The organism is Lichenifustis flavocetrariae, from assembly GCF_026130545.1.
GTDB classification, from domain to species: Bacteria; Pseudomonadota; Alphaproteobacteria; order Rhizobiales; family Beijerinckiaceae; genus Lichenihabitans; species Lichenihabitans flavocetrariae.
The window spans coordinates 1-13,393 of sequence record NZ_JAMOIM010000074.1; the positions used below are offsets into that span (position 1 = coordinate 1).

The following is a 13,393-nucleotide window of genomic DNA, read 5'->3' on the forward strand; positions in this document are numbered from 1 at the left end:
AGGCCGTCGTCATGTCCGTCCCTCCGCCTGCAACTCCACACAGCTTCGCTGCGCGGAGCCTCTTGCAGGCTCCGCCCCACATCGTATCGATTGTCTCGGGGATGATGGTGCCGTCGTGGTTGCGCGGCCCGCGCGGCGATCCGACGCGCGAGGGCGCCAGCAGGCCGTTCTCGCGCATGAACCGCAGGACACGGTGCCGCGAGGTGCGCAGGCCGGCAAAGCGCAGCCTCCCCTGCGGAGGTCCTTCCACCGAGCCTTCGGCTCGTCGGAACCTTGGACCTCCTCCGCCCAGACCTTGCGGTGACCCTCGCCATGAAAGGGGCTGGCCGACAGGACGCCCCGGATTCGCGCCAGCAGACCCGTATCGGGCATGGGACCAACCGGGCCGGGGCGGCGCCGGGGCTCGGGACCCGCGGGATCACGATGCCGGTAGACGGTCGCCCGGGCCGTTCCCCACACGCGGCAGATCCGGGCCATGCCATAAGGCTTGCCGCTGGACGGCGAGATCGAGACCCTCATGGCCTCGACCTCCGCCGCCCCAAAGGGCGGCCGTCCTCCAGGATTGCGATCTTGGCTTCGAGCAACTCGCGTTCGAGCAGCATCCCACCGAGCTTCGCCTTCAGGCGGTCGCTCTCGACCTCTTCGCCATCCTTGGGCCGGCTTGACAGGCCAGCCTCGCCCGCCGCCAGAAAGGCGTCACGCCAGTGTGTGAGGGTGGCGGCCGTGACCCCGAGCCCGCGCGACACCGTTTCAAGGTCTTCCCCGCGCAACAAGCGCAGCACGGCCGCGGTCTTGCGTTGACGCGACATCCGCCCACCGCGGCCGGGCGCCGCTGCGCCAGACTCTGGCGGTCGCTCCGCAGCACCCGCCCGCTCCGTCGTACCCAGTCGTTCGTTCATCATGCACCTCATCCGGCGGAGATCGTCCGCTTCTCTATCGCGGCTTCTGTCAAGGGGCGCACTTCCCCCCCTCGGCCTGGGGTGAATCAGGCCGTATTTGGTCATGGCGGAGCGCAGGCAAGCGTCTGATAAGACGAACAACTGGCACTTCAACCGCGGATGAGACCAGGCCACACGGAGCTCGCGCTTCTCTCCGAGGTCGGCGCTGCGGCCGCCCCATGATGAGGTTAGAAAAGGCGGAGTGGATCAATCTTACGAGCGCCTTGGCCTCTTTTGACGGCTAAGCTGCGGACGATACGATCTCACACCACCTTCGTCCCCGTGAGGACCTCTTCCTGCCGTGGCAGAACCGGTTGAACTTTCTAGAAGGGCAAAAGATTAGGCGGAGGCAATCGGGGCGGCCTCGCTACCCCAGCGAAAATCCGTGCCGTCCGTCCACATGCGGTGAAGAACCACGGCCAAGCGCCGAGCCACCGCAACGATGGCCCGGCGCATGCCGCGCCGCTGAGCAACCCGAACGCCCCATGCCTTGAGCCACGACCAGTGACGGCTCCGCGTCAGCAAAACCTGCGCGGCCTCGTACAGCATCGCGCGCAGCATGGTGTCGCCGGACTTCGAGACGCCGCCGTCATAGTCGATCTCGCCGGACTGGTGGCGGCGAGGCGTCAGCCCGACATGGGCTCCTACCGCCCTGGAATGCACAAAGCGCTGCGGTTGATCGATGGTTGACCGATAGGTCAGCGCAACGACGGCGCCAACGCCGGGTGCCGTCATCAATCGCCGGCAGACCGGATCGTGGCGTACAATATCGAGCAGCATCTTGTGCAACCGTGTGAACTCCCTCCGCATCACCCGCCAAATCGTGAGCACTGGCTCAACGATAGCCGCGAGCCTGGGAAACCCTTCGACCAACTCGCGGATGCGAGCCTCGAACCCAATCTTGCCAACAACGCCGACCTTCAGGCCGAAATTGCGCAAGGTGCCGCGCAGGTCGCCCTCCACATCAAGCATCTTGCGCTGGACAAGCGTGCGAGTGGTCAGCAGTATCCGCTTTTCTTGGCTCGCTAGCGTCTTCACGTGGACCGGCTTGAACAGGCCGACGCGCATCATCTGCGCAATACCCCGCGCGTCGTGCCTGTCGGACTTGTTGACCTGCTGCGCTTTCAACAGCGACTTCATGTGACGCGTCTCAACGCAGATCACCGGCAGGCCAGCCTCCTCCATGCTGTTCACCAGCCACTGCGAGAGCGGGCCAGCCTCAATGCCGATCCGGCCATAGTCCACATCGATTGACCGCAGCAGTGTCACGATGTCGTCCGGCTCGGAGGCCACCTTCTGCGGATCCCTGTCCGCGTCGGTGCACAGCCGTTATGTGCGGTCGCCGCGAGACGTTCCGGCCTTCGGTCGGGGATTGATTATCCGTCTCACGGCACGCCGGTTCCGTTGCGCCGTCCCGTCTTGCGATCGGAAGACCTTCGCCGAGCAGTTCGCCCCCGAGATCATGCTGGCTCGGGCCCGTCGCACGAGCCGCCTCGATTGTCTTGTCCATTGCATCGGTGTCGTTCTGGGTGGTCGCCCCGGAGAACGTCTGGCGGAGCGCCTATCCATGCCGGTCAGCGCAGATACTCTGCTCCGCACCCTACGGCGCCGTTCGGCACCTACCCCGACATCCATCAAGATCATCGGCCTCGATGATTTTGCCTGGCGGCGCGGCCATCGCTACGGAACGATCGTCTGCGATCTCGAACAGCGCCGGATCATCGACCTGCTAGCCGATCGTGAGATCGGGACCGTGACGGCCTGGCTCAAAGACCATCCGGACATCGAAATTGTCTGCCGCAACAGCGTCCGCACGCTGACCCGAAGGCCTTCTTCCGTCGAATCGAGGTCCTGTGGAGAAGGTTCCGTCGCAAGATCCGTCACCGACCGGAGGATCGAACGTCTGCGGCCGTCGAGGAGCTGCACCGTGACGAACCTCGCGCCCCGCGCGGGCTTCAGCGAAAGGACCGGCAGGGTCTGCCCGAACAAGGCGTGATGCCGATCAACGACCCTGACTTGAGATACCACCCGATCAACAACAGGGGCATCTTGCGATGCTCGGGGACCCCGTCGTCGCCACCGCACTGCTCGACAGGCTGCTTCATCACGCCGTCGTCGTTCAAATCGAGGGCTCCAGCTATCGCCTCCGCCAACACGCCGAGCTCATGCCTGAGCACCTTCGGTCAAAGGCCAATATCGCGCCGCCCATCCAGGCGCCGCCCCTACGCAGGCGTGGACGTCCCCCGAAAAGCAGCTACCTCCACCCGGCGGCGTGACCGGAACAAGTGGGGATTTTTACTTCGGTGGTTCTGGGGATTTTTAGAGCGGCGTTGACACCAGACTGAGCAGGAGCATGAGGTCGGTGCCGCCGTGCAGGAGGCTACGGAAGACGATCGCAGATACAAATGCCTTTCGCAAAGGCATTTGGGGCGCCGAGCGCCACTTCGGAATGGATAACACCCAGAGTAGTCAGAGGCACGCTGCCGAAGCAGCCGAAAGGGGGAGGATAGGGCATGGATGCATTATCCCGAGATCAGCAATTCAAGTTGGTTGCGGGCCCCCGCAACCAACGATAGAAAAGCCCTTCGACGGAAAAACGTCGGAGGGCTTCTTCGTTCTGAGCGCGTGACGCTCCACCAAACCCGCCGCCTGCATCACGCCCGCAAAGGCGCCGCGCACGCCCACTTCGATCGCCCCGCTCTCGTGACGGCTGATCGTGATCCGATCGATCATGCGACGCACCATCTCACGGTGCTTCGGGGCATCTGGATGCGTCGCGCCGCTGATCGCCTGTTCAATGTCGCGAGCCGCAGCCTGGATCAATGCGTCGACATCATCCGTAATCTCGAGCGGGGCAGGGGGCTCGGCCGCTTCCAGGCGATCGAGCTCGGTCCGCAAGCCGCCGAGTTCGGCTTCGATCTGATCAAGCTTGGAAAGCAGGGCGGGGTTGTGACCGGCGTCTGCGATCGCGTTCACGATGCGGGTGACCTGTTCATGCTTGCGCTTGATTGCGCTGACAAGCTTGCCCCGTATCTCATCAGAAACGCCCACGGCCTTCTCGCGCTCGTTCAGCAAGTCGGCCCGCAGCCGAGCCATGGCATCCTCGTTCATCCAACGGTGGCGGATGGCATTTCCGATGAGCCGTTCGAGGTCGGCCCGCTTCACCTTCAGAACGTTCGCGCATGTGCCCTTCGAGCGCACGTTGGAGCAGCCGTAGTGACCGGCGTCGCGCATGGCAAAGGTTGATCCGCAGTCGCCGCAGACGATCAGGCCGGACAACAGGTGCTGCGCGCGGTGCGCGCGATTGAGTGGGACACCATGGTCGTCACGTGTCATGGCCGTCCGAACTTCGGTCTGTTGCGCCTTGACGCGCTGCCAAAGCGCATCGTCGATGATGCGGAGGCTTTCGTCGGACGACACCTCCCATTCCTCTTTTGGGTTCGGGCGCGCCAAGCGCTTTCCGGTACTCGGGTCGCGAACATAGGACGTCCGATTCCAGACGAGGCGGCCGGTATAGAGCTCATTGTTGAGCAGCCCTGTCCCGCGATCAACTTGGCCTCGGATCGTCGTGTCGATCCATTCCCGACCGCGCGGACCAGGAACACCTTCCGCATTCAATTGGGCTGCAAGCGCGCGTGGGGACACACCGTTTGCATAATCCTCGAAGATGCGCCGGACGACCTTGGCTTCGTCTTCGATGATGAGCCGCTTCCCCTTCGTCTCCGGATGGACCCTGTAGCCGTAGCCCAGGGAGCCGGCACTGAGGCCAGCCAGGATCTTACCCGTGAGCCCGCGCTTGGTTTTGCCTTTGAGATCCTCGAGAAACGCCTGGGCCATGGCGCCAAGGATGCCGATCATCAGGCCATTGATCTCACCGCGATCCGTGGCGAACAGCCGAACCTTGCGGAAGCCGACGATGTCATGGAAATTTGCGAGATCGGCCAGGCGCCGGCTCAGGCGGTCCACGGCCTCGACCACGACGATATCGAATTGCCCGCACTCCGCATCTTGCAGCAGACGTTGATACTCGGGCCGCAGGATCGTAGACCCGGTGATTGCGGCGTCTGAATAAGTGCCGACGACCTGCGACCCCATGCCATCACAATACCGCCGGCACTTCAGGATCTGGTCCTCGATCGACTCTGGCCTTTGTTCGTCGGAGGAATACCTCGCGTAAATGACTGCACGCTTAGGCGAAGCGGACTTGAAGGACATGGGCGACCTCACCTCGACTCTCCCCACATTATTTGCGCCAGCACAAACCCGATCTCGCCCTCTCCACCACACCTCCCGATCCGGGCGGCCGTGCACGTCGCTCCCCGAGGCTCTGTCCCAGCCCAGGTTCTATTCTACCCTGTTTTGAGGTTGGGTGAACGCGTTCGCTAAAGTCGCAGGCAGCCCGTAGCAGGCCTATCTCGACATCGCCGCGCGTCGATTGGACTTCGTGTTGCGCACGACAGGGCCCTAATTCAGGAGGAGGGTGCGGATCTGCTCCATCAGCGACGTCGGATTGCCAACCAGCTGGTCGCGCATGCGGTGGAGCGTCTGCAGATCGAGCTTCCCTTCCGACTTCAGTTCGACAAACCGCATCGTTCGCCGGGCTTCGGCTTCCGCGATCGCCTCGGCGTTCCGGTCGTCGTTCTTTTGCGCCGTCATGCAAGACAGAATATCATCGGGCCACATCAGCCGCACCTCGTGACCTTTTGCGGCCAGGGCGCGTGCCAGGTCGCGGGCACCGCAGCACGCCTCCACGCGCTGCTTGCCGCTCCCACGATCAGCCCGGTCATCGTGATCGACGAAGTCGACAAGATGACCGGACTCAGCGCTCACGATCCCGCGCTCGACGCGCTCCTGACGATACTGAAACCCAAAACGTCCCAAGCCGTCGCACTCCATTCTGTTTCGACGTAGTATAACGCTATAATGGAATAGTTTGTTAACGCCGACGTCTATGAAGGTGCGGTTTGGTAGATACTCTTAACTTCAAGGATGCACTCGTAGTCGGAGGTATTCGCTAGAAAGCTCGCTCCATTGAGACAGCCTGTCTTGTCCATTCGCATGGTCCTCATTATGCTCGGAGCGCTGAGCGTAGCCGTCATTGTCGGGCTTGCCTTCTTCGGACTGTTTGGTATCGAGCGCCAACTCGAAGCGCGCCGAAACGTCGTGCGACTGGAGCAAATACTCATAAACCATAATAGCGCTGACAATTTCATGGACGATGTTCGCGCCGACGTGTTGCGGGCGCTGAAAATCGCCGACGGTACCAATCGTGAAGGCGGGGACAAAATCCTGGCCGAAGTCAAACACCACATCGATACTGTCAAAACTGCGATTTCAGAAAACCTAGCGGCTGCTCCGAGCGCCGACTTACGAGAAAGTTACAGCAGGATCGCTGGTCTTGCAGAAGCCTTTGCTCCTTCCGGTCAGCATGCGGTGGAGTTGGCGCTCGATGACCCGATTGCCGGATCCGCCAATTATGAGCGCTTCAGACAAACTTTTACCGCCTTGGAATCGGCAATGGACGACCAGCGCGAGGTCTTGCAAAAGAAGTTGCTGGGCGTGCGAAAGGACGCCGCCTTGACGGCGGTTCGCGTGGAAAATCTGATTGTTGCTTACTCCATCATCGGAGTCCTCCTTCTCGCGTTGATGACAGCGGTTTCTGTGAAGATCGCACAGCGCATCACAACGGAACTTGCCAGTTCTAAGGAAGAAGCAAATCGCCTGGCGCTGCATGACACTCTTACAGGTTTGCCGAACCGCGCCTTTCTCGCCACCCACTTGGCAAAGGCCCTCACTCAGGCGGAGGAGCGGGACAGCATGGTTGCTGTCCTGTGCTTGGATCTCGATCGATTCAAGCAAGTCAATGACACGCTCGGGCATCCGACTGGCGACGCGCTTTTGCGTGCTGTGGCCGACCGGCTTCGCACGTGCCTGGGGGAAAGTGATATTGCTGCCCGGCTCGGAGGCGACGAATTTGCCATCGTTCAATCTCGTCTTGGCAGGGTAGAGGAAGCCGGCACGCTGGCGCAGCGGGTCGTTGACACACTCTCGAAGCCTTACGTGATCCTGGGGCATCAGATCATGATCGGCGCGAGCGTGGGGATCGCGCTTGCGCCGATTGACACCAATGATGCCGGTGAACTCTTGAAGATGGCGGATATCGCGCTCTACCGCGCGAAGTCGGATGGCCGTGGCCTGTTCCGCGTCTTCGAGCGCGGCATGGACACAAAGTTGCAGGCGCGTCGCGCGCTTGAACTGGATTTACGCGCAGCGATCGAACTACAGCAGTTCGAGTTGCACTATCAACCCCTCGTCGATGTCGTTTCCGGGCAGATCAGCGGTCTCGAGGCTTTGATCAGGTGGAGACATCCGGAACGCGGCATGATTGGGCCGGACGAGTTCATCCCGCTGGCAGAGGAAACGGGTTTGATCGTGCCGATAGGCGCGTGGGTTCTTCATCAGGCCTGCACTGACGCATCGGCTTGGCCGGGCGATGTCAAAATCGCCGTGAATGTGTCCCCCGCACAGTTCAAAGGACCCGAACTCGTCACTGCGGTCCTTGATGCGCTCATTCTTTCGGGGCTTCATCCGCCGCGCCTGGAACTTGAAATCACCGAGACCGCGCTGCTCAGCGATGCGTCTGGAACCGTGGCGGTTCTCCACGAATTGCGCGCCAAGGGCGTGCGGATCGCCATGGACGACTTTGGGACCGGCTATTCGTCACTGGGCTATCTTCGCAGCTTCCCGTTCGACAAAATCAAGATCGATCGCTGTTTCGTCAGGGAAATCGAGACCAGCGCAGATTGCAAAGCGATCGTTCGGGCCGTCACCAGTCTCGGCGTGAGTCTTGGGATTTCGACAACAGCGGAAGGCGTCGAGACGTCAGCTCAGCTTGAGCACGTCCGCGCCGAGGGCTGCGACCAAGTTCAAGGCTACCTGTTCAGCAGGCCGGTGCCGGCCAAGGACGTTATGGCTCTCCTCGGCCATTCAATGCCTGCGCTCGCCGACGAAACGGCCTCTGCCCTCGCAGCGTAACGAATTTCCGATGCGATCCCATCGTCTCAGTCTTTGGTACCCTGCCAGGTATCTCGGCCTGTTTACAGCTAGCCCGCCTTTTTGCATGACGCGATCAGCGATGAAAGGGGTGAGAGGATACGCTCCGGCGCCGCCGATCAGAAATTTTAGCTGATGCACGAGTACCTTGAAGGTTTACCAGTCAACCAGCTTGCCCAGCTCAGACCTTGGGAGGGTCGAACCGAAGGTAAAAGCGGTCGGCCGCTCTGCCGCAACCAGATGCCGGGCTGACCACTCTGCCAAGTCGATCTCCAAATCTCCCGCATCCACTCCGGGTTTGGGCACAATGAAAGCCTCCAAGCGCGCGCCGTATTCCCTTGCCCTCAGGCGCACCGATGCCGTCTGCACGCCCGGACGGTCCGCAAGGAGGCTGGCAATGCGGTTCATATGGACATTGAGGCCGCCCACCTGAACGGCGCCATCGATCCGCCCGCCCAAGCGAAAGGTTCGGCTCCCAGTTGTCACCACGTGGTCAGGCAAGGCCGCACTGTGGCCGGTCACATGGAGAAGGGTCGGAGCCCCGGCACCAGCGCTTGAGGCAAAATCCCATTGTGGCATGAGGGCGTAGGCCGCCTCTGGTTCATCGCGCCAGGCGATGCCGGCCGTCTCAGAGGAGCCGTACACTTCGAGCATGCCGGTAAGGCCTCGTCCCCGAAGCGAGGACACAAGCCCCTGGGGGCAAGGCCCAGTCGAGGTCACGCCGAGGATATCCGCGGGCCACAGTGGGATGCTGCGTTCCATCCAGATCCATCGTTCGGGAACGGTAACGACAAGGTCGCCTGGTCGAAGGCCGCGCGCGAGATCGCTCGGGCCCGCCTTCTCGGCCGACCAGACTTCCACCCCGAGATCGTCGGCCAATAATGCCGTGAAGATAAACCCATAAATGTGATGGGCAGGGGCCATGGCGACGATGCGACGCCGATCAGCAAACCGCTCGGCTAGGGCTCTCGTCTCCAATTGAAGGTGGGAGACGGGATGGCAGCATCGCTTCGGGCTACCAGTCGAGCCCGACGTCTGGAACGTCACACACGGGGCGTCGCGCCGCGTCGAATGCGCGATGTGATCGAGCCATTCCCCAAATGTGTCGATCATCAGCAAGTTCGCTTCGTCACCGCCTTCGTAGAGGTGGAACATTTCGTTTGCGACAGCCGCCAACTGAAGGAGTTCCAGCGAGTCACAGCCGAGCGACGGCTCTCCGACGTCAGACAGGTGGATGGTTTCGGGCCAGACCCCGGGCAACGGGTTGCCTTGGGTCGCATAGGAACCGCGAAGGCCACGGGTGGCCGTTCTTTGCGCCACTAGGAGGCTCTGCAGTACGCGCCGAAGAGAACCGCGTGATAGGATCGCTTCACCCAATGTCATGCGGCCGCCGGTATGGCATCGCTGTCGACGACCCGATCGCGACCGCTCCGTTTGGCCGCGTACAGTGCCCGATCGGCGTGCTGCATCAACTCTGCGAGCGAGACCGTCGCTGCCATGCGGACGGCAAACCCGAGGCTCGCCGTGACCCGGAGGTCGAGTTCACCGATCCGGACCGAGATGACCGCGATCGCCGCACGCAGGCGCTCGGCAATTTCGATCGTCGTCGAGGGATCGCTGGACGGCAAAAGAGCCGTGAACTCCTCGCCACCGAGCCGGGCGAAGGTACCGCTAGAGCGCAGAACGCCCATGCAGGCTTCGGCCACGGCCTTCAGGACGAGGTCGCCAACCGCGTGTCCGTGAGTATCATTGACCGTCTTGAAGTGATCGATGTCGATGCAGATCAGACCCACGGCGTTGTCTCTTTGCGCGCATCGCCGGATCTCCTCTTCGGCAACATCGAAGAAGTGGGCTCGATTGTAGGCGCCCGTCAGGAGATCGGTCGTCAGCCGACGCCGGAGTTGGTCCGCATCCATGCCTACATGCGAGAGGGGACGAAGGATGACAGTGTAACCAGGTACAATCTGAGCTGCGACCTCCATCTTTCCTCGAACGCAAATCAATCGTTGGCAACGGTAACGGCTGCCACCCCTCTTGGCGCACCAGCCCTCGGTCAGGTGCCACCCGTCGCGCCTCGCAACTTCAATCTCTTCCGTAATGTTCATTGAGGCAGAACCGGGATCGGGATTGTCGAGAACCTGGACATGGGCACCGACGAGATCACCCTCCTCAAAGCCGGTCTGCTGCCGCGCCACGGGATCGAGTGCCTGAATACGCCCGTCGGCATCGATTGCCACGACGCCGTATTCATCGGCGCCGTTGAGGAAGGACGCGAACCACGCGTCCGCCTGCTTGAGCCGTTGTTCCTGCGCCACCTGCTCTGAAACATCCTCAAGCGTCGCCATAAGGCTAACCGGACCGAGCTTGACGAGAGTGCAGGCGAGCACCATCGGGATGCTGTTCCCGTGGCTGGCAGGCCTGCCGACATGGATGCGATGTCCCTGGCAGATTTGCCCATTGTTGCCGGAGAACGACGTGATCATGTTTCGAAGCTCGGGCGCGTAGCCTTCCAAGGCGGCGAAGACGTTCATGCTGGCCGAGGCATTTCCCAGCCGATGCAGCAGCTGCATCGCGACCGGGTTGAGCATGGTCATGCGGCCATTCATGTCTGCCTGAATCAATCCAACGGGGCACGCGTATAGGAACTGGAGGAGTTCGCTGTGCTCGCGCTCGACGTCAGTGGTAATGTCGGTCATCACAGCCTTTGGATCAGAATGTAATCGCGCGGAGAGCCGCTCCCCTTCAGCAGGCGAAGACGAACAGGGGTCGGCCGCATGCGCAGGGTCAAGACGTAATCGATCGTGAGATCGAGCGTTGCCTCGTCCTCGAAGTGCTGCGCCACCATGAAATTGTTCATGCACTGGGCCGTCGTGGAAAAGTAGTGCGTGCCGATAACGCTGTCTTGCGAGAGGCCCGCGAGGCGGGATTCGGTGTCGTTGTAAACTTCCACGAAGCCATCGGCCGAAAGACCGACGATGCCATAGGGGAGCGCGTTCCGCGTAGCAGGATCGAGGCAGTCCAGCTCCATGAGGCTGACCTGGGAAAAGCCAAGCGGGTTGTCATCATCGTTCGACATGCAACTCTTTCGTCATTCAGCGCCGAGAAGATCGCGTGAGTGCGTTTAAGCCACGCGCGGCAAGGAACCCGCCGGTCCTGGCCTCGAAAAGGACTTGATGACGGCCGGCAGCCCTTCGAAGAGAGGTTTCGCGAACAGGTAGCCCTGGAAAAGCGTAATGCCCATCGCGCGAAGCGTGTCGAATTCTGCCAATGTTTCGATGCCTTCGGCGATCACTTCGACCTTTAGGGCGCGGGCGATGCCGAGCACGCCTCGCACGATCGTCTGCCGGGCGAAGCTACTGTCGATGTCGCGGATCAGGCACATGTCGATCTTGATCAAATCAGTCTGGAGGTCTGCCAGGAGGTTGAGGCCCGCGTAGCCCGCGCCGAAATCGTCAAGTGCCGTGACGAACCCGTGTCGTTTGTATTCCGACAGGATGCGCTTCACGTGGTCGGGATCGGCAAACTTCTCACCTTCCGTGAACTCGAACATGATGCGATCGCGTGCGAAGCCGACACGCCTCGCGGCATCGAGTGACGCCCGGATGCAGGCCGCCGGTTCATAGACCGCTTTCGGCATAAAGTTGATCGACAGTCGTACGCCGTCTTCGGGCCCGAACAAGCGGGCCGCAAGCTCGATCGCCCGCACCCGACACGCCTGATCGAAGCGATACCTGTTGTCGTCGTTGACCTGCGACAGCACGGACATTGCGGACTGCCCTTCGGGACCCCTGACCAGGGCTTCATAGGCCCACACTCGCGACGAGGTCAGGTCGATGATCGGCTGGAACGCCATTGTAAATTGAAACGGCAGCGGTTCATCGCTCCTGCATGCCGCACAAGCTATCGGAGTGGCCATCACTTTATCCAGTAGGATTTTCAGCGTGCAGCGTAGCTTGTTTCCGTATCTAATCCTCTAAGGTGTGAAGTCGCGCGTTGAATTCACCGCGGGATGGCGGCCTATCAGCCTCTTGGTGTACCGGCCCGGATGGTGAGACACCGATTTTGACCCTATGCGGCGAGAGCCGCGGGTGAAAGCAGGTCGCGTCGAACGGCGGCGGGCGTGCGATGGCCGATCCGCCCGATCAGCCACGTGGTGTTGTAGCTTTCCTTGAAGGCAAGTTGCCCCCTGCGCAACTCTTCGGCGGTGTCGAAGGTCTGCACCCAGAGGAGGTTCTCCTTCAGGGTACGGATCAAGCTTTCGGCGCAGCCATCGCCCTTTTCGGCCTTCTTGATCTCTTCATCGACGTCCTCGATCTGCCCGATCAAGCGTCGCACCGCTGATCCCGCCAATTGCGGCAAGCTGCCCTGCTTGGTGTGGAATAGCGCAATCAGGGCTTTCACGCCGGCAGCGCCCTGCGCCGAAATGATGCCGAACTCGGCGAGGTGTCCCCGCAGGGCGTTGATCAGCATGGTCCGTTGCCGAACCAGCAGGTCGCGTCCTTGTGCAGCATCAACACAGCCTGCTGGTCGGCGGACTTCACCGCCACGAAACGCATGGTCGGCCGCGTCACAGCTTCCGCAATAGCCTCCGCGTCGACGGCATCGGTCTTTCCGCGCTTGAAGTAGGGCTTCACATAGGCTGGCGGCATCAGCTTGACCGTATGGCCGAACTTGGACAGCTCACGCACCCAGTGGTGCGCCGAGCCGCAGGCTTCCATGCCGATCAGGCAGGACGAGAGCTTCGCGAAGAAGGCCAGAACCTCGGCCCGGCGCAAGGACCGACGCACGAGGACCTTGCCTTGTGCGTCAATACCATGGACCTGAAAGACGTTCTTCGCCAAATCGAGGCCGATAGTGCTAACCTGTGCCATAGACGGTTCCTGATGATGAGACGGTCAACGACCTCATCTTGGCACATCGATGCCGTAGCGGGGGTCGTCCACCCCATCAGGCCCCTCATCACGCCCAACAGTGCAATCAGACTCCGAATGGATCTCATCCCGCAAATGCCGAGCCGTGCTGCTCCCGAAACCCCAGGATCAGGAGTTTCCACACGGTCTGCTTGAATTTTGCAGGTTCAACTCAGACCGCACGATGCCGGATCGGGTAAGGGCAACTGCGACATTGCAAGTCCGACAAGCTTTCGCACTAAGCTTCCGCGTGTGTTAAGATGGAAAACCGCAAGCCCTATCGCTGTTTGCGTCTGAGAGATCGGCTCCGTTGAGTCACATGCTCCCGCTAACCGGCAGGAGCATACATGACGAAAAACATCTGTGTATTTGTGGTCGAAGATGATGCGGTTATTTTGCATTTGCTAGAGGACGCCCGTAATTACCCAGGCCCTTGCCACGCAAGGAAATCGCTGATTCCCTTAGCGAATGAGCCGATTCGATCTTGAGCGT

The 13,393-nt window shown here is 61.3% G+C and carries 7 protein-coding genes and 6 pseudogenes; 3 read left to right on the forward strand and 10 right to left on the reverse strand.

Going from position 1 to position 13,393, the window contains the following annotated elements; translation table 11 throughout:
* Nucleotides 1–73: 73 nt before the first annotated feature.
* A pseudogene (locus M8523_RS34180) lies at nucleotides 74–887 on the reverse strand (IS3-like element ISMtsp5 family transposase); the annotation flags it as partial.
* 390 nt (nucleotides 888–1,277) lie between these two features.
* Nucleotides 1,278–2,231: pseudogene (locus tag M8523_RS34185) on the reverse strand (IS110 family RNA-guided transposase); the annotation flags it as partial.
* Between M8523_RS34185 and M8523_RS34190 the strand changes: the two are divergent.
* Nucleotides 2,209–2,934 carry a transposase family protein gene (locus M8523_RS34190; protein WP_282589288.1) on the forward strand — a complete coding sequence of 242 codons (726 nt, stop codon included), beginning with the start codon at nucleotides 2,209–2,211 and terminating at the stop codon, nucleotides 2,932–2,934. The pseudogene M8523_RS34185 and the gene M8523_RS34190 sit on opposite strands and share 23 nt — an antisense overlap.
* 58 nt (nucleotides 2,935–2,992) lie before the next feature.
* Nucleotides 2,993–3,214 (forward strand): annotated as a pseudogene (locus M8523_RS34195) (ATP-binding protein); the annotation flags it as partial.
* A gap of 265 nt (nucleotides 3,215–3,479) precedes the next feature.
* Here M8523_RS34195 and M8523_RS34200 read toward each other — a convergent pair.
* On the reverse strand, nucleotides 3,480–5,153 hold the full coding sequence (locus tag M8523_RS34200) for a recombinase family protein (RefSeq protein ID WP_282589289.1): 1,674 nt from the start codon (nucleotides 5,151–5,153) through the stop codon (nucleotides 3,480–3,482).
* A 255-nt stretch (nucleotides 5,154–5,408) separates the two neighbouring features.
* A pseudogene (locus M8523_RS34205) lies at nucleotides 5,409–5,690 on the reverse strand (IS110 family transposase); the annotation flags it as partial.
* A gap of 318 nt (nucleotides 5,691–6,008) precedes the next feature.
* Between M8523_RS34205 and M8523_RS34210 the strand changes: the two are divergent.
* Nucleotides 6,009–7,973: a putative bifunctional diguanylate cyclase/phosphodiesterase gene (locus M8523_RS34210; RefSeq protein ID WP_282589290.1), complete on the forward strand. Its 1,965-nt coding sequence runs from the start codon at nucleotides 6,009–6,011 to the stop codon at nucleotides 7,971–7,973.
* Between the two features lie 174 nt (nucleotides 7,974–8,147).
* Here M8523_RS34210 and M8523_RS34215 read toward each other — a convergent pair whose 3' ends face one another.
* From M8523_RS34215 to M8523_RS34240, 6 genes and pseudogenes are all read right to left on the reverse strand, one after another.
* Complete coding sequence (locus M8523_RS34215) at nucleotides 8,148–9,311, reverse strand: AMP-binding protein (protein ID WP_282589291.1); 1,164 nt, start codon at nucleotides 9,309–9,311, stop codon at nucleotides 8,148–8,150.
* A 59-nt stretch (nucleotides 9,312–9,370) separates the two neighbouring features.
* Nucleotides 9,371–10,687 (reverse strand): diguanylate cyclase, encoded by a 1,317-nt coding sequence (locus tag M8523_RS34220; RefSeq protein ID WP_282589292.1) that lies wholly within the window; start codon nucleotides 10,685–10,687, stop codon nucleotides 9,371–9,373.
* Nucleotides 10,687–11,067 carry a hypothetical protein gene (locus M8523_RS34225; RefSeq protein ID WP_282589293.1) on the reverse strand — a complete coding sequence of 127 codons (381 nt, stop codon included), beginning with the start codon at nucleotides 11,065–11,067 and terminating at the stop codon, nucleotides 10,687–10,689. The genes M8523_RS34220 and M8523_RS34225 overlap by 1 nt, the downstream gene beginning before the upstream one ends.
* 45 nt (nucleotides 11,068–11,112) lie before the next feature.
* Nucleotides 11,113–11,907, reverse strand: a complete 795-nt coding sequence (locus M8523_RS34230) for an EAL domain-containing protein (protein WP_282589294.1) — start codon at nucleotides 11,905–11,907, stop codon at nucleotides 11,113–11,115.
* 152 nt (nucleotides 11,908–12,059) lie between these two features.
* Nucleotides 12,060–12,278, reverse strand: a pseudogene (locus tag M8523_RS34235) (IS3-like element ISMtsp5 family transposase); the annotation flags it as partial.
* Nucleotides 12,270–12,862, reverse strand: a pseudogene (locus M8523_RS34240) (IS110 family RNA-guided transposase); the annotation flags it as partial. The pseudogenes M8523_RS34235 and M8523_RS34240, both read right to left, overlap by 9 nt.
* Nucleotides 12,863–13,393: the final 531 nt, after the last annotated feature.